The organism is Marinifilum flexuosum (assembly GCF_003610555.1).
In the GTDB taxonomy this organism is placed as follows: Bacteria; Bacteroidota; Bacteroidia; order Bacteroidales; family Marinifilaceae; genus Marinifilum; species Marinifilum flexuosum.
In genome coordinates, this window is record NZ_RAPQ01000010.1 from 216,283 (window position 1) to 236,369 (window position 20,087).

The following is a 20,087-nucleotide window of genomic DNA, read 5'->3' on the forward strand; positions in this document are numbered from 1 at the left end:
CTTTATCGTCCAAAACTTAAGACTCCTAACAACTGTTTGCGTTGGCGATAATAGCTTAATCCCTCATCTGTTGCAATACTTTTTACAAACTCATCGATCATAGTATCGTATATCGTTCCAAATTTAAAACGCTCAGGCGGATACAACTCTGGATTATGCATATCCTCCAAACGGGAAAGATACATACGTCCAACCATCTCGCCACTTAAATCACTTCTATACATTCCTTGTGCAATTCCCTTTTGAATGTTGATCTGAATTTTATCAAAAATAAACTCCATTCTATCTTCCATATGCTTTGCATAAATTTCTGGAAAATATTGCTCAAGTTCCATTGTTATCGAAGGCGTAACATGCTCAAACTTATCATTAATCTCCTGACTGACAATAAATAAAATATCAATAGCATTCTGACCTTCGAAGTTGTACTCAAGAAAAATTGCCTCAAAACTCTTTCTCTCAAACTCCAAAATTTTCTCTACCAATTCTTCTTTAGAATTAACAAATTTTGAGATATCTTCTTGTGTTACACCAAAATCTTTAATTTTTTCAAACGAAAAATCCTTTAAACCGTTCTTCAACAGAAAAGTTCTTACTTTTTCTATAACCTGTACAAACTCCTTATCCATATACACTTATCCCTATAAATTCTTCAAAATTGCACCAACACAATTCCTCAATTCAATATAGCCATAAAATTAAGAAAATTCGAGTGGTAAATCTAATACAACATGTAAATGATTTAATTTTTCCAACAATATTTTAACAGAACAGTGATACATATCAAATATCAACAGAAATGATTATCGTTCTAAAACAGTATAAATAAGTTCCACCTATTATTCATCAATTAACAGCTTTTCGTTGACAAAATGAGTTTATTCGTAAAAATCGGAGTTACAATAGGGTTGGATTTAAAAACAAATAGTATCTTTAATGCAGAATGGATACTTTTAATACATAGGGTGATTGAAAGTTCTTTTTCATAAGTAAATTTAAGTAGTAGTTTTTGGGCGGCTAGTCACCGCCCATTTTTGTGCTCTAAAATAAGATATTTCGCATTTTTTCAAATACTTAATGAAATAGTGTGCTCCGGCATTCAAGAACTTTAAAAAGCTGCAAGTAATCATCTTGCAGCTTCTTATTTATTCCTTATCCAATTCCTTTTCAATTACTTTTTTCATGGCTTCAAACTCTTCCGGGTTAAATAGCCTCGTTAGGAAAATTATTTTTCCATCCCTATCAATAATCACATTGCGAGTAACTCCACTTTTAAGATTTGCATATTTTGCAAAAATATTAGCTCCATCATCCAATCCAATAGGATATGTAATCCCTGTTGCTTTTATTAATTTATTGGCTTTTTCAAGAGGTTCATCTCTGTCGATACCGAATAAAGCAAAATCCTTATTTTTATGAGCCTTCCAAATATCATTTTCAATATGCGGCATTTCTTTTCGGCAAACCCCACACCAACTAGCAGTAAATTGTAGCATCACCACTTTGCCTCTATAATCTGATAATTTAATTGTGGAGCCATCTGTTAATTTCATTTCAAAATCAGGAGCCATATCTCCCACTTGTACGATATATCCACGGCTATCTCTTTCTTGTGAAAAAGATGTAAAAACAAATATCCCCAACAAAAGTGTAAGTAAATTAATTCTCTTCATTCTATTCAAATCTAATCTATTAGTAATAGGTCGTAAACCTATTTAATTTCAACACAATTTCAAATTTTTTAACGAAATTGAACAATGTTTGGCATAGTTCATGCTTAAATGCAAATGAACTAAAAAGTAAAAACATGAAAAATATCAAATTAATTGTTGTTATAATTTGCCTCCTAGCCTCTGCAAATAGTTTTGCTCAGCTTAGTGGAAAAGCTAAACGACAACAAAAAAAAGAATTTAAAAGGCAAGAAATTGAACAAATGGTAAGCAATCAAAAATTTACATTTATTCCGCGTTCGCTTACAACAAGTTCTGGCTTCACCAAAGATTTAAACTTTTCGTATGAATTGGAATTAAATCAGGATTCTACAAAAGCTTATCTTCCCTTTTGGGGAAAAGTCCACATCGCTAAAATTAATGATGAAGGAGGTATTCTTTTTGAAACAACTGCGGATGATTTAGAAATTAAAAACCTTAATAAAAAAGGCTATGAAATAAGATTTAAAGCCAAAGGAAAAGAAGATACCTATCAAATAAAATTGGAAATTTCTAAACAAGGTTATGCAAGTTTATTCATTACTTCTAATAATAAAAGCCATATCTCCTACTATGGACACATAGAAGCAATTAAAAAGAAATAACTATTGTGAGTTTAAAGAAAACATGTCTAATATTTTCTTTTTTACATCATTTTTTCGAGAAGTCAAATACATAGTCACAGCCTTACGCATCAGCTTATCCTTTACAAGAAATTTTCTTAAGAGATAAGCTGATCCGGCATATGGCAATGCAGCTATTAGTATATCTAACAGTTTTACTTTTCCACGTAAATTATACGTTATATACACCAACTTTGCCAAAATATTACCCAATAAAAAAAGAATGGGCGGTGTCAATACTTTATAATCCACAACTCCATGAAAAATGGCATATACAATGATTCCTGGAAACAATACCGAATCAATAATACCAGCTACAATAGCCCAACCCGCAAGAACTGAACTCACATAAAGGATGCCAGAGAATCCATTATTAGTAATGGTTTTAACCAGATAATCCTTTTCTAATTTTTCAAAATCTTGTGACTGGCTCACATAGATACCAAAAGTACTTTTTGCACATGAACATTTCTCATCGTAGCTTAACGAACCTTTCATTTTACCTAATCCTATTTTTTAAGTAATTCTCTATACAATTTAGGTAAGTTTGCACTATAAATAAGTATCACACTAAGTACTAAAGCTGCTATAGCCATTGCAAACAACTGTCCGTTATCCGAAACTCCATCAACAACCACCTCAATCCCCAAAGGTGTGAAAAGGTGAAAACCTATAGCTCCTACCATTAAACCTGCAGTAATTAAAGATGCAATCTTCCAATAGTTAGGTAAAAAGAATAGAATACCGGTAATCAATTCAATTGTTCCGATTCCATATCTTCCCCAAGGCTCCATTCCAATAGTCGAAAAAATATGAACAGCCTGTGGGTGACCCGAAAATTTAAAATGTAAGGTCTGAATTAAAATTATTGCTGTTACAATTCTTAATAACATTTCAATGGTTCTATATTTTCTTTTCTCTTTCATGATATGCGACTTAAATTCAACTTAAAACTACAAAAATGAATGAATTCTTTGAAATTCATCTTGATTACAATTGCAAGTTAGAACAATCGTTACTAACAAATTGTGATTCAAATTACAAAATCCGTAATTTCATAAAATCTTCTGAAAGCCCCGAGAAGACTACATACTTTTGCGAAGGACGACGTACTAATCAGAAGGGAAGCTTACTTTACGTAAGGAGAGCTTTAAAACCCGAAGGAAAACATTCTATTACCAAGGTTTGAAAATAGCCTTCGTTTTATAATAAATAGCATAAAATGTATATTTGAATTTTAAAACTAAACCTAAAAGATGAATTTTAATAAGCTAAGAAAGGCATTCCTATTTCTGCTTAGTGGAAGTATTTTTGCTTGTAGCCCCCCTGAAAAGGAGCTTAAAAAAGCCGAATCGGTTATTTCTACCGAAAGAATGGTAGAATATATTAAGGAATTGGGATCTGATGATTACCAAGGGAGAAAACCATTCTCAGAAGGAGAAACAAAATCTATAAATTACATTGCCAAGCTGTATAAAGAAATGGGATTGGAACCTATAAATGGAGATTCTTACTTTCAGGAAGTTCCATTGGTAGAAGTAACAGTTGATGTTCCGGAAGATATAAAATTACAATCCTATAAAGGCAAATCAGAATTAAAATACCGCGACGATTTCGTGATATTCTCAAGAAGATTGCAAGATGATATTGAGTTAAAAAACTCTGAAATGGTTTTTGCCGGTTATGGAATTGTTGCGCCTGAATATGGTTGGGATGATTACATAGATCTGGATGTAAAAGGTAAAACTGTAGTGGTAATGGTTAATGATCCAGGATTTGGCTCTACTGACAAGAGCTTTTTTAAAGGAAATGAAATGACCTATTACGGACGATGGACCTACAAATATGAAGAAGCCGCAAGACAAGGCGCTGCCGGATTATTAATTATTCATCAAACAAAACCTGCAGGATATCCTTGGTCTGTAGTTTTAAACTCAGCTTCGGTTCCTAAATTATACCAGCAGCCAAAAGACAATTATCAATCACGCTGTGCTGCAGAAGGCTGGTTAACATGGAAAACTGCTGAAACTTTATTCAACTCTTGTGGTAAAAATTTAAATGAAGAGTTAAAAAAAGCTAAACAGCCAAACTATAAAGGTTTTGATTTCAATACCAAATTATCGATTAAATTTCACAACAAAGCTCGTTTCGATAAAACCAACAATGTTCTTGGCGTTTTAAGAGGAACCGATTTGGCAGATGAGTACATTTTTTATTCTGCACATTGGGATCATTTAGGAATCGGCCCTAAAATGAATGGAGATTCAATTTACAACGGTGCCGTTGACAATGGCACTTCACTTGCGTGGATGTTTGAGATAGCAAAAGCATTTAAAGCAATGCCACAAAAACCAAGAAGATCTATTGTGTTTTTCGCCCCTTCTGCCGAAGAATCAGGATTAAATGGTTCGGGATATTATGCCGATCATCCAATTTTTCCTTTGAAGAAAACTGTTGCCAATATCAATAATGATTTGATGTTGCCATATGGTAAAATGAGAGATGTGATGATTACAGGTTATGGACAATCTGAATTGGAAGACTATGTAGTTGAAGCTGCTAAAAATCAAGATCGCTATATTTTGCCTGACCCAAATGCGCAATCAGGAATGTATTACCGCTCAGATCATTTTAGCTTTGCACGCGTTGGTGTTCCTTCATTATTTGTTAGAGGAAATAATGATCATTGGGAAAAAGGCAAAGAATTTATGTCTGAAAAAGAGCAATATTGGCTAGCAAACCACTATCATAAACCATTCGACGAATATGAAGATTGGTGGGATTTAGAAGGAGTTGTCGATGATGCCAAACTATTGTTTAGAGTGGGATGGAAATTGGCTAACGAAGATAAATTTCCAAATTGGAAAGAAGGATCAGAATTTAAAGCAATCCGGGAAAGCTACATGAAAAACTAAATAATTAAAAGAATGGTTTCCGAACCATTCTTTTTTTTGATTTAGCAACATATGAAACTGTTTTGTAAGCTTCACTAAAATTTATTACTTTAATAGTCGACACTATTAATCAAACATCCAATGAGTCAGCCACATAATAACAATACTGCTGAATTACATAAAGAAATAAAAAAATTACGTAAACAGATTGACTTTCTAAACAATAGAGAACAAGATTTCTTTGGTAATTATCGTCATATTTTATCTAATGATAAGATTGTGGCTTTCTACTGGTCATTCAGTAAAAATAAAATTCATTGGTCAGATTGTGCTGAAACCATATTTGGCTTAAAAAACACAACTTTTGGAAATACAAAAGAAAGCTTTTTACATTGTATTAAACATGAGGATACAGCAAGTTTTGTAGATAAACTCTCTGAATGTTTTAGTAATAAATCAATAAATTGCGAATCAACTTTTAGGCTTTCAGAAAAAACCAACTCTACAGTTTGGATAAAAGCCTCTTGCAAAATAGAGTACGATTTAAAAGGAGATCCAATAGAGCTTAGAGGCATTTTAAAAGACATTACCCCCATAAAAGAAACCGAAGAAGAAAGATATCTTAATAACCTAAGATATCAAACACTATTCAATTACTCTCCTGTACCCTTATGGGAAGAAGAATTCTCTGAACTCTATCAATATCTAGATGAATTAAAACAAAATGGCATAACAAACTTTAAAGATTATTTTAATGAGCATCCCGAATCTCTTGCCTTATGTTCGCAGAAAGTTAAGGTAACAGATGTAAACCTAGCAACATTAAAACTGCATGATGCTGGATCAAAAGAAGAACTACTAGGAAATTTAGACAAAATTTTCACTCCAAGATCCTACGAGGTTTTTAAAAATGAAGTTATTGCTCTTGCAAATGGTCAAAAAGAATTTGAAACCGAAGGTGAAATTAAAACTCTAAGTGGTGTTGCCAAGCAAATTTATCTTAAACTATCAGTGGATTACAATTCCCTAGATCATGCAAAAGCCATGCTTGCTACAATCGATATCACCGACAGAAAAAAAGCAGATGCAGCACTTGCTGAAAGCGAAAGAAAATTCCGAACATCATTTGAAGCGTCGGATGTTGGAATGGCAATTGTTGGTGAGGACAAAAAATTCCGTTCAGTAAATTCTGCATTCTGCAAGATGATGGAATCGACACCTGAGGATCTTATAAAAGATAATTTTATAGATATCACCCACCCTGAAGATATCGAACTTAGCAAACAACACTATCAAAAATGCAAAGAAAGCAAACAAGCATTTACTATTGAGAAAAGATACCTTACACATAATGGAAATTTAAAATGGGGATTAACCAGCGTAAGTCCAATTTTTAATTCCAAGAGTAAATTTCTTTATACAATTGTTCATGTACAGGATATTACTGATCGAAAATACTCTGAAGAAGAACTTTTAAAAAGCAACAAAGAGTACGAAGTTTTAGCAGAGGAATATAAAGATCAAAACGAAGAACTAATTAAAGCAATTGAAATTGCTGAAAGAAGCGATCGTTTAAAATCGGAATTCCTACAAAACCTATCGCATGAAATTCGCACACCAATGAATGCAATACTTGGTTTTACAGATTTCCTTGAGTTGGAAAGCATTACTCCAACCAAGCGCAAACAATACATCAACATTATAAAAAACAGTGGATTTCAGCTATTAAAAATCATCGATGACATTCTAGAAATCTCAGCTTTGGAAACAAAACACGTTCAACTAAACGAAAGCGAATTCAATCTTAACAACCTTCTTACGGAATTATTTACTATTTTTCAACCTCAGGCAAAAAAGCAAAATTTATCTCTATACCTGCACAAAGATTTAAATGACGAAAGTTGCTTCATTCATTCTGATGAAGTCAAATTAAGGAAAGTACTTGTTAACCTTATTGAAAATTCACTCAAGTATACAAACTCAGGTTCTATTGAGATTGGATACCACGTTAATGAAAATACATTAGAGCTATATGTGAAAGACACAGGTATTGGAATCGATACTACACGACATTCACAAATATTTGAAAGGTTTTCTCAAGCCGAAGGTGAAATTAGCAACAAGCAAGGTGGTTTAGGCCTAGGGCTTTCCATTGTAAAAGAAAACGTAAAGTTACTTCAAGGTGAAATTAAACTGATTTCTAAAGTTGATAAAGGAAGTAAATTCATTATCGAATTGAAAAACTGTATTATCCCAAATCAAGAAAATAATACAAAACCATGCAAAAAGGGTAACAATTGCAATATTTTGGTTGTTGAAGATGAAGAAATAAATTACTTATATTTTGAATCTTTAATGGAGGAAATTGCTCCTGAATGCCGTTTAGAACATGCAAAAAATGGACTTGAAGCAATCGAACTTTTCAAGCAGAAAGAGTTTAAGCTTGTTTTTATGGATATAAAGATGCCTGAAATGAATGGGTATGAAGCAAGCATGGAAATTATTAAAATCAATCCTGAGCAGAAAATTATTGCGCAAACAGCCTATTCAACAAGCGAAGATAAAATAAAAGCCAAACTAGCTGGCTGTAATGACTTTATATCCAAGCCTATTAGTATGAAAACAATGCAGAAAATACTAGCAAAACACCTAATTTATTAGATAAGGTAAATTATAGAAAAAATAATTGGCTCATTTGATTTTTATTCAAATAAGCCAATATCTTTTTATCGATAGGTAAATCCTTTTAAACTAGCCAAACCTCCAAGTGAAGTTTCTTTATAAGACAAAGACAAATCTAAACCTGTTTTCATCATAGTTTCGGTCACCTGATCAAAACTAATTCTATGTCTTCCATCAGACAATAATGCGTAAGTATTGTGATTTAATGCACGAGCTGCAGCAAACACATTACGCTCGATACATGGAATTTGAACCAAGCCCAAAACCGGATCACAAGTCAATCCCAAATGATGCTCCAAACCCATTTCAGCCGAATATTCAATCTGGTAAATGGTTCCTCCATGCAATTGAGTTGCCGCTCCTGAAGCCATCGCACAAGCAACTCCAACTTCTCCCTGACATCCTACTTCTGCTCCAGAAATTGAAGCATTGAATTTTACGATATTTCCAATTAATCCTGCCGTAGCTAAAGCTTTCAAAATATCCTTCTTTTTAAACTTGTAGAATTTTTTGTGATAATATAGAATTGCCGGCAAGACTCCACACGCTCCACATGTTGGCGCTGTTACAATAGTTCCTCCTCCTGCATTCTCTTCTGATACCGCCAATGCATATGAATAAAGCATCGAACGCTTTCGCATTGGCCCACTATAGGTCTTTGCTTTTAAGTGATACAAATGTGACTTACGAGGTAATTTTAAACCTCCTGGAAGTTCACCTTCATTGTTCATTCCTTTTTTTATGGCATTCTTCATTGCAGTCCAAACCTCATCTAAAAAACCCCAAATTTCTTCTCCCTCTCTTAACAAAACGTATTCCCAAAGTTGCTTATCATTCTCTTTACACCACTCTAGAATAGTATCCATAGTAGTTAAATCATAAATTGATTGTGAAGAATGTTCTGTCTTATCATCAACAATGGCACCACCTCCAATACTATAAGCAGTCCATTCTTCTACAACTTCCCCTGATTTGTCAAAGGACTTTAATCTTAATGCATTTGGATGTTTTTCCAGAAACTCCTTTGGTTTCCATATTAAATCAAGCTCCTTGCTCTTAAAAACCTCTTCGATAGCAACACCTGTAAGGTGTCCTTTTCCCGTTGCAGCAAGACTTCCAAATAGAGTTACCTCAAATTTATCATGACCAGAATTTCTTTGCAGAAATTCCTCTGCTGCTTTTCTAGGTCCCATGGTATGGCTACTAGAAGGACCATAGCCAATTCTATATAGTTCTTTTATTGATTCCATTTCTGTTGTTGTTTAGTTGCGTACAAATTTAATAAATGCAACGAAAGGAATTACAATTTTGGCAGGCATAAAAAAAGAGAAGTTCATTATTGAACTTCTCTTCTCTGTCGGGGTGGCAGGATTCGAACCTGCGACCTCCTGCTCCCAAAGCAGGCGCGATAACCGGGCTACGCTACACCCCGAAAAAATCCGGTACTTATTTCGATAAAACGAGAAGTTTTTAAACTCCTCAAATTTTTCTGTCGGGGTGGCAGGATTCGAACCTGCGACCTCCTGCTCCCAAAGCAGGCGCGATAACCGGGCTACGCTACACCCCGAAAAATTCGGTACTCTTTTCGATAAAAAAAGAGAAGCTTTTAAACTCCTCTGAAAATTTTCGGTCGGGGTGGCAGGATTCGAACCTGCGACCTCCTGCTCCCAAAGCAGGCGCGATAACCGGGCTACGCTACACCCCGAAAACTTAGCGGAGAGAGGGGGATTCGAACCCCCGGTACCGATTGCTCAGTACGCCAGTTTAGCAAACTGGTGGTTTCAGCCACTCACCCACCTCTCCTGATTGCGGAAGCAAAAGTATGTAAAAATTTCTGATGTGCAAAATATTTTTTTCGCAATCATTCAAAGATTCCTTCAGGCCTGATTATAGTAAATTATAAATCAATGAGATTAGATTTTATTTTTTTTTGAAATATTTTTAAAAAAAGCCGAAAAGGAAACAATCCCTTTCGGCTTTTACTCAAAATTCACTGAATTTTATTTCTTCTTCCCTTTATCTTTAGGGTTTGCAATATTCTCTCTCATGCTTGTATCAGCTTCGATATTCTTCATACGATAGTAATCCATGATACCAAGCTGTCCATTTCTGAAAGCTTCAGCCATTGCTCTTGGCACCTCAGCTTCCGCCTCGATTACTTTAGCACGCATTTCCTGAGCCAATGCTTTATTTTCTTGTTCAGAAGCTACAGCCATTGCTCTACGTTCCTCAGCTTTTGCTTGTGCAATTTTCAAATCTGCGTCAGCCTGATCGGTTTGAAGAACCGCACCAATGTTTTTACCTATGTCGATATCGGCGATATCAATTGATAAAATTTCAAATGCAGTACCAGCATCCAAACCTTTCTCCAATACAACTCTCGAGATATTATCAGGATTCTCAAGAACCGATTTATGAGTTTCAGATGAACCAATTGATGATACAATACCTTCACCAACACGTGCAAGAACGGTTTCCTCACCAGCTCCACCAACCAATTGACGGATGTTTGCTCGTACGGTAACTCTTGCTTTTGCTATCAACTGAATTCCATCTTTAGAAACAGCTGTTACAGGAGGAGTATTAATCACCTTAGGAATCACACTCATTTGAACTGCTTCGTAAACATCACGACCAGCCAAATCGATAGCAGTTGCCATTTGAAATGGAAGATCAATATTTGCTTTAGAAGCTGAAACTAAAGCATGTGTAACTTGCGAAACATGACCTCCTGCCAAATAGTGAGCTTCCAATTCATCTCGATTCAATTTTAATCCAGCCTTGGTTCCTTCAATTAATGCACGAACAATTACATTTGGCGGTACTTTTCTCCAACGCATAAATACCAATTGAATCAAAGATATTCTAACTCCTGACAACAGAGCTGAAAACCAAAGTGCCACAGGAATAAAGAAAAACAGGATATAAATCCCGACTCCTACAGCAGCAAATATTAGAATTATAGTTCCAATTCCTTCCATCTGTATAGTTTTATATAGGTTTTACAATTACAATTTTATCCATTAAACCAATAACTTCTACTTTGCTCTTCTCATCAATATAAGCACCTGTAGATTTTGCTTCGACAACTGTTTTATTAATCTTTATTTTTCCCATAGGTGCCAGTCTGGATAAACAGATTCCTTGATCACCTACATTTATTTTCTCATCTTCCAGCTTTTCTACTTTCGAATCTACCTCTGCTTTCAGCATTATTTTATTCCAAGTATTAGACTTTAATGCCAACACTAAAGATATTCCACAGAAAATAATTGTAGCCAACACCGTTAAATGTCCAATGGTATTTCCATAATGATCATAGGCTAGGTAAATACCTCCACCAATCATTAAAACACCACCTATTGCGGCCAATGTAATTCCTGGAATCACCAAAAATTCTAATAACAAAAGAAGAACTCCTAATAGAATAAGTAATACAATAATTAAAGCTGTCATTAAATTCTAAATCTAAAATTATACAATTGTGACCTTTAATCCCTTCTTCGCCAAACCTTCTCTCATTGGTCTAATAACACTCATTTTTCCTTTTTTCACATCACACTTGCCTTTGTAATGCGTAATATATGCACACTGTTCTGCCTGTTCAAGATCATGATTGCAGATATCAACAAGTGCATCTACAACAAAATCGAAGGTGTGATAATCATCGTTATGCAAAAGCAAAGTGTTACGATTAATGATATCATCCAAAACCTCATTTTCCTCCCCCAAATATCCTTCATCGTAATTACTCATATCGTCAAAATTTTTATTGTCGAAGAATTTCCAATGCTTGCTGAATGGTAATTTTATCGCTTCCGGAATAAGCCACAGTAAATGCATCGCTTAATCCAGCTTCTCTAAGTTCCATTTTCAATTTACTCACTTTGCTATAAGAATCAAAGTTTCCAATCGTGCAAATTGTATATCCTCTGTAATCATTGGCATATTCAATTTTATATTTCGAAAATGCTCTAAGTTTATCCTTCACATCTTGCGGAACACCTTCTGAAAAAGCTCCCACCTGAACCTTGAATACAACTTCTCCACCATCAGCTTTTACTGTCTTAGGTTTTGTAATTGGCTTTGATGTTGATTTTGCCACTACGGTAGGCTGATAATTCTGATCGGTTATTTTTATTGCCTGTGCAAGATTTGCTTTCTTACCATCCTTATATGCAACTACAAATGCATTAGGAAAAAGCTGTCTGATTTCAGGAATGGCTGACTTAGCAGAAGCAAAAGTTGGATAATTTCCAACCATATATTTATACAACTTGCCATTTCCTGCCAATTCCTCCTTAACCGGATTTAAGCCTTCAAAAAATTTAGGATCTCTTCTGCTTGAAAATACTCCTACTTGTAAATGATAAACATAGCCTGCAATCACATTCTCTGATTTTTCAGGAAGCTTTTCCGATGTCATTACCAAATGTTCTTTTTTGTCCGATTGTGCAACAACATCGGTTTCTATGGTTCCAACAATATGCTTGTTCAAATAATCTGATTCGATAGATCTTGCCTGCATCATTTTTTGCTGGGCTTGATTTCCCAACTCGTACGATTTTTCTTCCAGTTTCGAAATTTGTTTGCTCAAGCCAGCTTTTGTAGCTTCATTAGCATCTGCCAATTTTGTTCTCAAGGTTTCCGTTACACTATAAAGGCTATCTGAATTGAATTTATCATTTTTCGATTGCATGAAAATATTCTTCGCCTCATTCGATTTAAACTCCGTTAGGTAATGGTAGGTCAATTCTTCACTAATTTGAAAGTTGAAGTATGGTAAATTAGCGCTGGTAAATTTAGTTGTATACTTTATTTCAGAGGAAGCCATTTCAACTGCAGGTTTTTCTGGCATAACATTTCCTCCTTTTTTTAGCACAGCCAATTCAGGAAGTGATTCCGCATTCATTACCACTTTTTGCTCTGGATATTCCGACAGCTTAATTTTATAAATCGTTACATCCGTTTTTCCATTCTCACGACTCGAAGCAAAACAAGCAAACTCATCGTTTACATCCGTCGCAAAAAAGAAATCGTTAGAAGTTGAATTGATAGGAAAACCTAAACTCTCTGGTTCAGTCCAGGTATCAGTTATTTCATTATATACCGATCTAAAAATATCAAATCCGCCCATACTTGCATGCCCTTGAGAACAGAAATATAATGTTCTGCCATCACCTGCCATATAAGGGTAAATTTCATCTAAATCTGTATTCAAAGCAGTTAGTGCTTCCCATTCGCCCCAACCTCCGTTTTTTAAACGCTTGGCACGATACAAATCCCTTCCATTTTTCTTATTTTTTCCATAGCTAGAGAAATATATGTATTGACCTTTGTTTGCCAAACATGCTACATCTACATCACCTGTTCCATCATATCTTGATTTGATGCTTTTTGTTTTCTTTGACAATCTATCATCAAAACCTTCAATTTTGTAATAGCGGAAAAACTCTTGCTTATTAACTACCGTTTTATCTCTAACATCAACCACATAATATGAATTCACCAAAGGCAACCCATTCTGACACATTACGATCAACTTATCAATTCCCGTAGATTTTTTCTTATAGTATTCCTGGAACTTTCTGTAGTAACGAATTGCCGAGTTGAATTGATAATTCATATGAAAAGCACGACCCAAATAATATGGAACCGATGCATTTACATTCTTGGTTGAAGCTATTTTAAGATGTTTGATTGCTTCTGGAACATTTTCATTCAACTCCACCTGGCAAACTCCAAGATAATAATTGTATTCCGGATCTTGAGGATATACATTCATGAGCTCCTGATACAAAGGCATCGCGCTTTTGTAGTTTTCATCATCAAAAAAAGTAAAGGCTTCCTCTTCAATTTGCTGTTCGGTTTTTCCTCCGCTAAAGCTTTGGGCAAATGATATTTGGGCAATAAACAGAGCGATTAAAAGCAACGTGCTGCGTAATCTCATAGTTTTGTTCATAGAATTAATTTCTTGCTAAAAGATAATCCGAAATATTAATTATTTTATTTATAGCCCGTCCATATCCTCTTCACTTAAACTCCCCTAATACAAGGCTTACAATTATAAAATATTAATATAGTAAATATTTATAACAAAGATAATATATAAAGTGTAAGTACGAAATAGCCAGAAAAAGATTGAATTAACAAAATATCCAAGTATAATCCTCAAAAAAAGATCCTCGATTGAATCTATTTCCGACGCAATTTTTTTTAACTTCATGGGTTAATAACTTTAGTCGAATTAATTCGTTCGGATATTCGGATTAAGGTATATTTGTAATTCACAATTTCTGAAAAATGACACATTTAAAAGAAGGAGATAAAGCACCAGATTTCAAGGGATTAAATCAAGATGAAAAAGAATTAAGCTTAGCTGATTTCAAAGGCAAAAAACTAATTCTTTACTTCTATCCTAAAGATAACACACCTGGATGTACTGCGGAATCATGTAATTTGAATGAAAATTACGATGCCCTTACAAATTTAGGTTTTGAAGTTGTTGGTGTTAGCCCCGACAAAATTGCATCACATCAAAAATTCATTGCAAAACACAATTTGGCATTTAATTTAATTGCTGATACCGAAAAAGAAATTTTGGAAGCATATGGTGCCTGGGGGATGAAAAAACTTTACGGAAGAGAATACATGGGAGTAATTAGAACTACTTTTGTGATTTCTGAAGAAGGTGTAATCGAAAAAATCTTTAAGAAAGTAAAGACCAAAGACCACACCAATCAGATTCTTTCTGAAATGAACCTACAATAGCTTGAAGCTTGAGACTTGAAGCTTTAAAATAGAAAATATTAAAAAACACATATTATGAGCAAAGACATTGCAGAAATTAACAAGGAAAAGCTGAAAGCCCTTCAGCTAACCATGGAAAAAATTGACAAGACCTATGGAAAAGGTGCTATCATGAAAATGGGTGATGAAGCCATTGAGGATGTACCTGCTATTTCGTCTGGTTCAATTTCTTTGAATATGGCATTAGGAATTGGTGGATTTCCTAAAGGTAGAATCGTTGAAATTTACGGACCTGAATCATCAGGTAAAACCACTCTGGCAATTCATGCAATTGCTGAAGCTCAAAAAGCTGGTGGTATTTGTGCAATTATCGATGCTGAACACGCTTTCGATCGTTTTTATGCTGAAAAATTAGGTGTAGATACTGAAAATCTATTGATTTCTCAACCAGACAATGGTGAACAAGCTCTTGAAATTGCTGATCAGTTAATCCGCTCATCAGCTATTGACCTGGTAGTAGTTGACTCGGTTGCTGCTTTAACACCAAAAGCTGAGATTGAAGGTGAAATGGGAGATTCGAAAATGGGTCTTCAGGCTCGTTTGATGTCACAAGCATTGCGTAAGCTAACTGCAAACATCAACAAAACGAATACAACTTGTATTTTCATTAACCAGTTGCGTGAAAAAATTGGCGTAATGTTCGGAAATCCTGAAACAACAACCGGTGGTAACGCACTAAAATTCTATGCTTCGGTTCGTTTGGATATCAGAAGAATTGGTCAAATTAAAGATGGAGATGAAGTAAAAGGGAACCACACTCGTGTGAAAGTAATTAAAAACAAAGTTGCACCTCCGTTCCGTAAAGCTGAATTCGATATCATGTACGGAGAAGGTATTTCTAAAACTGGTGAAATCATCGACTTGGGTGTTGACTACAACATCATCAAGAAGTCTGGTTCATGGTTCTCGTATGGTGATACCAAATTGGGTCAAGGTCGTGAGGCTGTTAAAAACTTAATCAACGATAACCCAGAATTGGCTGAAGAATTGGAAAACAAGATTATTGAAGCCATCAATGCTCCTGCAGAATAAATTCTGATACCTAATTATATATGGAAAGGCTCTCGCAATGCGGGGGCCTTTCTTATTTCTTCAGGAACATCCCCCTTACTCCCCTTTGAAAGGGGGAATTTAGACAGTGAAATCTTGCAAGTAATGAATCCCCTCTTGAGAGGGGAATAAAAGGGGAGTGTTTTTGAATTCCCAATTAAAGTCATAGATAATGCATGCATCTCTACTGTTTTATAAATTGATAATTCTTAATTGATAATTGTTCATTGTTCACTACATTTACGGTGCTGAAAATTATACAAACAACAAATATCTACAATCATGACAAACAAGTACTTTTTGTTAGGGTTGGCTTTTGTAGCAGGATTAACTTCTTGTGAGCAGAAAGCTGAAGAATCAAAAAACGATTCATCCTACAAAACTCCTGAAACCAAACTGGCTTCAGACGTTATGACTCCGGAGGTTTTATGGTCTTTCGGACGATTGGGTGGAGAAAGTATCTCGCCTGACGAAAAAACCGTTCTTTACGGAGTAACTTACTTCAACAAAGAAGAAGACAAATCGTACCGCGATTTATACACAGTGCCTGTAGCTGGTGGTGAGGCAACTCAAATTACCAACACTGCTGCCAAAGAGTGGGGCGAGCGTTGGACCAAAGATGGTAAAATTGCTTTCCTTTCTGCAGAAAGTGGAGCGGTTCAGGTATGGGAAATGAATGCCGACGGAACAGATCGCAAACAGTTAACCAATGTTGAAGGTGGAATTAACGATTTTAAATTCTCGCCAGACGAGTCGAAAATTGTTTACTCGAAAGAGGTTAAGCTAAGAAAAGATGTACACGACAAGCATCCTGATTTGAAAAAAACAAACGGTAGGGTAATTACCGATGAGTTTTATCGCCATTGGGATCATTGGGTAGAAACTTACACTCACCTTTTTGTTGCCGATTTTAATCGCGCAAGCATGTTAAAAGGTGGTAAAGATATTATGGAAGGTGAACAATGGGAAGCTCCTGTGCGCCCTTGGGGTGGAATGGAACAGGTAGGCTGGACCGTTGATGGCAAAAACATTGCTTATTCTTCTCGCAAAAAGTTTGGTGTTGAATATTCTCTTTCAACAAACACCGATATCTATTTCTACAATGTAGAGTCAGGCGAAACCAAGAATATGACCAAAGGCATGATGGGTTACGATCAGAACATCGCCTTCTCGCCTGACGGAAAATATATGGCTTGGGAAAGCATGGAGCGTGATGGATACGAAGCCGATCAGATTCGTTTGTTCCTGATGGATCTTGCAACTGGCGAGAAAAAATACATGACCAAAGGTTTCGATCAGAACGTGGGTCACCTTGCATGGACAAAAGACAGCAAGTCGATTTATTTCATTTCCGACTGGCATGCTACCGACGAGATTTACCGCATGGACATTGCCGACGGAAAGATTCACAAAATCACCGAAGGGGTTCACAACTACCAAACTGTTCATCCGGTAGGCGATAAGTTGATTGCCAAGCGTGTATCGATGAGCAAGCCTGCAGAAATTTATAATGTTGATGCCAAAACTGGCGAAGCAAAAGAGATTTCATTCGTAAACAAGCACATTTTGGATCAGTTAACCCTTGCTACTGTTGAAAAACGTTGGGTAAAAACTACCGATAACAAGCAGATGTTGGTATGGGTAATCAAACCTCCACACTTCGACGAGAACAAGAAATATCCTGCAGTTCTTTATTGCCAGGGTGGTCCTCAAGGAACAGTTTCTCAGTTCTGGAGCTACCGTTGGAATTTCCAAATGATGTCGGCCAATGGTTATGTGATTGTTGCTCCTAACCGTAGAGGTTTACCTGGTTTTGGACAGGAATGGAACGAGCAGATTTCTGGAGATTATGGCGGACAAAACATGAAGGATTACCTATCGGCAATCGATAATGTAAAAGCTGAAAAGTATGTTGATGAAGATCGTTTGGCTTGCGTTGGTGCATCCTACGGTGGATTCTCAACTTTCTGGATGGCTGGTCACCACAACAAGCGCTTTAAGGCATTTATTGCACACGACGGAATGTTCAACCTTGAGGCTCAGTACCTGGAAACTGAAGAAATGTGGTTTGTAAACTGGGATCTTGGTGGTGCATACTGGGACAAAAAGAACAAAATTGCTCAACGTTCTTACGCGAACTCTCCTCACAAATTTGTTGACAAGTGGGATACTCCAATCATGGTGATTCACGGAGAAAAAGATTACCGTATTGTTGCTTCGCAGGGTATGCAAGCATTTAATGCTGCACGCCTGAGAGGAATTCCTGCTAAATACCTTTACTTCCCGGAAGAAAATCACTGGGTACTTGGTGTTCAGAATGGTATTCTTTGGCAACGCGAATTTGCAAGCTGGTTAGACAAGTGGCTGAAAGAATAAGCGAAAGCTAAAAGCTATATAATATTAAATCCCTGCCTGATGGCGGGGATTTTTTTTGATGCTCTCACTTTAAGTTGAGAGTATCAATAGAATTAATTGAGAGCCTCACTGAAAGTGAGAATCTCAAAGGCGATAATTATATGAGTTATCCCCTTTCAGGGAATTTTTTAACATACAGCCCATACCGTCCATTGTATGGACGGTTATTCAAATTTAGCCTCTTCGAGGCATAACATACTTGGCAATTGGGATTGTCCCGAAGGGATTGAACATGAATAACCACCCATGAAGTGGGTGGATAAACCATCAGAAATTCATTTTCTCCGAAGGAGGTAAACCAATAAACTAAATCCATACAAGTAAAAGAAAGGATCTTTATTGACTTACAACCTCATCTGGTTGAAATCCATACATAAAATCATTAAGCTGACCATTCGAACTTTTTAAACCTACAATATCCATCAACTCTTCAACGTAAAGACAAATTCTTTCTCTATCTTCAGTATCCACACTAAGGTAAACATCAGAAAATCTTTTCAAGCCAACACCTATGGCATCCTGATATTTCTTTTTGGATGGCTTATCAGAACTAGCAATTTTCTTGAAATCATTAGCTATTGCATTTATTTTGCTTGATAAGATTGGTCTCATGGATTCATCACCAATTCCTGGATAATGCAAAAAACTATCTTCTACAAACTTTTGCTTTTCTTTAAATGCCTCTATTTTCTTAATAGTTCCTTCTTTTGTTTTCAATGTTCTTGTTGTGCATGAAATGAATGTGATCACACATCCTAATATTAAGAGAATCTTCATTTTGAAATTGAATTTCATATGTTATTTAATTACTTCCGTTCTATAAAGAACCAATTTAAGCATGGATTTTTTGTACTCTCACTTAAAACTGATAGTATCAATGACATCCATTGAGAGCCTCACTTCGAGTGAGAATCTCAAAGGCAATAATGCAATAAATTATAAGCCTTTCGCTTCCTCTCTTCTCTTCGCCCACATGGTTCTGCGTGCCCTTATCTTCTTATTGGTTTCTTTCAGTTCCAGATCGGCAATTCGTGCCAATTTACCGTAATTATCCGGATCAAGTTTACAAAGGGTAAATAGCATGGGTAAGATTTCCTCATTCAACAATCGGTACACCTTATGAGCCTGAGCCGTAGTCTGTACATTTTGTTTGCGAATAATCAGCTCATCAATTCTTAATCGGTAATAATTATTCAAACGACCAACCGCTTCCTTCAAAGCAAGAACATAAGCATCTACTTCTGGCAGATCATCCGTTTCTTTCTTCAGTTCTCCTAACATACGGTCCGTTAAGGTCCCCATTCCAGATATCTTTTTCTCCAAACTTTGCTTGTGTCTGTCTACCCCAACTGCCACAATTTGATTCCAAACCTTTTTAGCACTTGCTTTTATTTCCGCATTAGGATGATGTAAATAAGCTTTAACCAGATACTTTAAGCCAACAAACAAATTAGCAATTTCCTTATTTGCCTTTATTTTATCGCCAGTATAAGCTCCTTTACGCAGATTCCCAAATGACGATTGCAAGCTTTTATTCTGAACCCCCAGCTCCTCTAAATTCTTTTGCAAAGCCTGATTCAACTCAAAAGAATGTTCTTTCCAATGAGCAAGAATGGCATTTGCCACCACTGCCACATCTATTGCCTTGGCATGAGTCAGTAATTTCTGATTTTTATTCATCTTCTCTTGTAAATAACTTCTGATCTATAAGATAACATATTTTTTACATTTTATTATTTTATAAACGTATTGATATTTTAATTTTTACGTTTTATTTTTTAATTTTTCTTATCGACTTATTAATTTCTACTTTGTATTATTTACATTTTCTTATCGATTTTACTTTTTCTACAAGTACATCCAATCTTTTAAGCATTAAAACACAGTTTTCCTGATCAATCAGC

Annotated in this window: 17 protein-coding genes and 4 tRNA genes; 6 read left to right on the plus strand and 15 right to left on the minus strand. The window is 35.6% G+C overall.

Going from position 1 to position 20,087, the window contains the following annotated elements; genetic code table 11:
- Nucleotides 1–2 precede the first annotated feature (2 nt).
- Together BXY64_RS14145 and BXY64_RS14150 are read right to left on the minus strand one after the other, a co-directional pair.
- Entirely contained in the window at nt 3–629 is a 627-nt protein-coding gene (locus BXY64_RS14145; protein WP_120240657.1) for a hypothetical protein, read from the minus strand.
- Nucleotides 630–1,145: 516 nt separating this feature from the next.
- A complete protein-coding gene (locus BXY64_RS14150; protein WP_120240658.1) occupies nt 1,146–1,673 on the minus strand; it encodes a TlpA family protein disulfide reductase in 528 nt (175 codons plus the stop codon).
- A gap of 134 nt (nt 1,674–1,807) precedes the next feature.
- Here BXY64_RS14150 and BXY64_RS14155 point away from each other — a divergent pair, with 134 nt between their 5' ends.
- Nucleotides 1,808–2,314: a DUF4251 domain-containing protein gene (locus tag BXY64_RS14155; protein ID WP_120240659.1), complete on the plus strand. Its 507-nt coding sequence runs from the start codon at nt 1,808–1,810 to the stop codon at nt 2,312–2,314.
- Here the strand turns inward: BXY64_RS14155 and BXY64_RS14160 are convergent, their stop codons facing one another.
- The gene (locus BXY64_RS14160) at nt 2,315–2,830 is read right to left on the minus strand and encodes a hypothetical protein (protein WP_120240660.1); all 516 of its coding nucleotides are present in this window, start codon (nt 2,828–2,830) and stop codon (nt 2,315–2,317) included.
- Between the two features lie 11 nt (nt 2,831–2,841).
- Nucleotides 2,842–3,258 (minus strand): DoxX family membrane protein, encoded by a 417-nt coding sequence (locus BXY64_RS14165; protein WP_120240661.1) that lies wholly within the window; start codon nt 3,256–3,258, stop codon nt 2,842–2,844.
- Between the two features lie 330 nt (nt 3,259–3,588).
- Between BXY64_RS14165 and BXY64_RS14175 the strand changes: the two genes are divergently transcribed.
- Nucleotides 3,589–5,247, plus strand: coding sequence for a M28 family metallopeptidase (locus BXY64_RS14175; protein ID WP_120240663.1), 1,659 nt, complete (start codon nt 3,589–3,591; stop codon nt 5,245–5,247).
- Between the two features lie 120 nt (nt 5,248–5,367).
- Nucleotides 5,368–7,887 carry a hybrid sensor histidine kinase/response regulator gene (locus BXY64_RS14180; protein ID WP_120240664.1) on the plus strand — a complete coding sequence of 840 codons (2,520 nt, stop codon included), beginning with the start codon at nt 5,368–5,370 and terminating at the stop codon, nt 7,885–7,887.
- A 65-nt stretch (nt 7,888–7,952) separates the two neighbouring features.
- Here BXY64_RS14180 and BXY64_RS14185 read toward each other — a convergent pair whose 3' ends face one another.
- The 9 genes from BXY64_RS14185 to BXY64_RS14225 form a co-directional block, all read right to left on the minus strand.
- Complete coding sequence (locus tag BXY64_RS14185; protein ID WP_120240665.1) at nt 7,953–9,158, minus strand: L-serine ammonia-lyase; 1,206 nt, start codon at nt 9,156–9,158, stop codon at nt 7,953–7,955.
- 107 nt (nt 9,159–9,265) lie between these two features.
- Nucleotides 9,266–9,340: transfer RNA gene (locus tag BXY64_RS14190), tRNA-Pro, on the minus strand.
- Between the two features lie 60 nt (nt 9,341–9,400).
- Nucleotides 9,401–9,475, minus strand: a tRNA-Pro gene (locus BXY64_RS14195).
- Nucleotides 9,476–9,538: 63 nt separating this feature from the next.
- A tRNA-Pro gene (locus tag BXY64_RS14200) sits at nt 9,539–9,613 on the minus strand.
- 9 nt (nt 9,614–9,622) lie between these two features.
- Nucleotides 9,623–9,711, minus strand: a tRNA-Ser gene (locus tag BXY64_RS14205).
- 197 nt (nt 9,712–9,908) lie between these two features.
- Complete coding sequence (floA, locus tag BXY64_RS14210) at nt 9,909–10,889, minus strand: flotillin-like protein FloA (RefSeq protein WP_120240666.1); 981 nt, start codon at nt 10,887–10,889, stop codon at nt 9,909–9,911.
- Nucleotides 10,890–10,899: 10 nt separating this feature from the next.
- On the minus strand, nt 10,900–11,364 hold the full coding sequence (locus BXY64_RS14215; protein ID WP_120240667.1) for an NfeD family protein: 465 nt from the start codon (nt 11,362–11,364) through the stop codon (nt 10,900–10,902).
- Nucleotides 11,365–11,382: 18 nt separating this feature from the next.
- Nucleotides 11,383–11,664 (minus strand): ATP-dependent Clp protease adaptor ClpS, encoded by a 282-nt coding sequence (locus tag BXY64_RS14220; protein ID WP_120240668.1) that lies wholly within the window; start codon nt 11,662–11,664, stop codon nt 11,383–11,385.
- Between the two features lie 13 nt (nt 11,665–11,677).
- The gene (locus BXY64_RS14225) at nt 11,678–13,858 is read right to left on the minus strand and encodes an SPOR domain-containing protein (RefSeq protein ID WP_170150670.1); all 2,181 of its coding nucleotides are present in this window, start codon (nt 13,856–13,858) and stop codon (nt 11,678–11,680) included.
- A gap of 353 nt (nt 13,859–14,211) precedes the next feature.
- Here BXY64_RS14225 and bcp point away from each other — a divergent pair, with 353 nt between their 5' ends.
- The 3 genes from bcp (at nt 14,212) to BXY64_RS14240 (ending at nt 18,144) form a co-directional block, all read left to right on the plus strand.
- Nucleotides 14,212–14,679 carry a thioredoxin-dependent thiol peroxidase gene (gene bcp / locus BXY64_RS14230; RefSeq protein WP_120240670.1) on the plus strand — a complete coding sequence of 156 codons (468 nt, stop codon included), beginning with the start codon at nt 14,212–14,214 and terminating at the stop codon, nt 14,677–14,679.
- A gap of 54 nt (nt 14,680–14,733) precedes the next feature.
- Nucleotides 14,734–15,750, plus strand: coding sequence for a recombinase RecA (gene recA / locus BXY64_RS14235; RefSeq protein ID WP_120240671.1), 1,017 nt, complete (start codon nt 14,734–14,736; stop codon nt 15,748–15,750).
- 300 nt (nt 15,751–16,050) lie between these two features.
- Nucleotides 16,051–18,144, plus strand: coding sequence for a S9 family peptidase (locus BXY64_RS14240; RefSeq protein ID WP_120240672.1), 2,094 nt, complete (start codon nt 16,051–16,053; stop codon nt 18,142–18,144).
- Nucleotides 18,145–18,519: 375 nt separating this feature from the next.
- Here the strand turns inward: BXY64_RS14240 and BXY64_RS14245 are convergent, their stop codons facing one another.
- Together BXY64_RS14245 and BXY64_RS14250 are read right to left on the minus strand one after the other, a co-directional pair.
- The gene (locus BXY64_RS14245; RefSeq protein WP_120241025.1) at nt 18,520–18,960 is read right to left on the minus strand and encodes a DUF4844 domain-containing protein; all 441 of its coding nucleotides are present in this window, start codon (nt 18,958–18,960) and stop codon (nt 18,520–18,522) included.
- Between the two features lie 159 nt (nt 18,961–19,119).
- On the minus strand, nt 19,120–19,863 hold the full coding sequence (locus tag BXY64_RS14250) for a DUF6261 family protein (RefSeq protein WP_120240673.1): 744 nt from the start codon (nt 19,861–19,863) through the stop codon (nt 19,120–19,122).
- Between the last annotated feature and the right edge of the window lie 224 nt (nt 19,864–20,087).

Excerpts from the sequence above, each read along its gene's own strand:
- BXY64_RS14175 (WP_120240663.1), top strand. The coding sequence starts at position 3,589 with ATGAATTTTAATAAGCTAAGAAAGGCATTCCTATTTCTGCTTAGTGGA.
- BXY64_RS14250 (WP_120240673.1), bottom strand. The coding sequence starts at position 19,863 with ATGAATAAAAATCAGAAATTACTGACTCATGCCAAGGCAATAGATGTG.
- recA (WP_120240671.1), top strand. The coding sequence starts at position 14,734 with ATGAGCAAAGACATTGCAGAAATTAACAAGGAAAAGCTGAAAGCCCTT.
- BXY64_RS14160 (WP_120240660.1), bottom strand. The coding sequence starts at position 2,830 with ATGAAAGGTTCGTTAAGCTACGATGAGAAATGTTCATGTGCAAAAAGT.
- BXY64_RS14240 (WP_120240672.1), top strand. The coding sequence starts at position 16,051 with ATGACAAACAAGTACTTTTTGTTAGGGTTGGCTTTTGTAGCAGGATTA.
- BXY64_RS14220 (WP_120240668.1), bottom strand. The coding sequence starts at position 11,664 with ATGAGTAATTACGATGAAGGATATTTGGGGGAGGAAAATGAGGTTTTG.
- BXY64_RS14180 (WP_120240664.1), top strand. The coding sequence starts at position 5,368 with ATGAGTCAGCCACATAATAACAATACTGCTGAATTACATAAAGAAATA.
- BXY64_RS14150 (WP_120240658.1), bottom strand. The coding sequence starts at position 1,673 with ATGAAGAGAATTAATTTACTTACACTTTTGTTGGGGATATTTGTTTTT.
- BXY64_RS14245 (WP_120241025.1), bottom strand. The coding sequence starts at position 18,960 with ATGAAGATTCTCTTAATATTAGGATGTGTGATCACATTCATTTCATGC.
- floA (WP_120240666.1), bottom strand. The coding sequence starts at position 10,889 with ATGGAAGGAATTGGAACTATAATTCTAATATTTGCTGCTGTAGGAGTC.
- BXY64_RS14185 (WP_120240665.1), bottom strand. The coding sequence starts at position 9,158 with ATGGAATCAATAAAAGAACTATATAGAATTGGCTATGGTCCTTCTAGT.
- bcp (WP_120240670.1), top strand. The coding sequence starts at position 14,212 with ATGACACATTTAAAAGAAGGAGATAAAGCACCAGATTTCAAGGGATTA.
- BXY64_RS14225 (WP_170150670.1), bottom strand. The coding sequence starts at position 13,858 with ATGAGATTACGCAGCACGTTGCTTTTAATCGCTCTGTTTATTGCCCAA.
- BXY64_RS14165 (WP_120240661.1), bottom strand. The coding sequence starts at position 3,258 with ATGAAAGAGAAAAGAAAATATAGAACCATTGAAATGTTATTAAGAATT.
- BXY64_RS14145 (WP_120240657.1), bottom strand. The coding sequence starts at position 629 with ATGGATAAGGAGTTTGTACAGGTTATAGAAAAAGTAAGAACTTTTCTG.
- BXY64_RS14215 (WP_120240667.1), bottom strand. The coding sequence starts at position 11,364 with ATGACAGCTTTAATTATTGTATTACTTATTCTATTAGGAGTTCTTCTT.
- BXY64_RS14155 (WP_120240659.1), top strand. The coding sequence starts at position 1,808 with ATGAAAAATATCAAATTAATTGTTGTTATAATTTGCCTCCTAGCCTCT.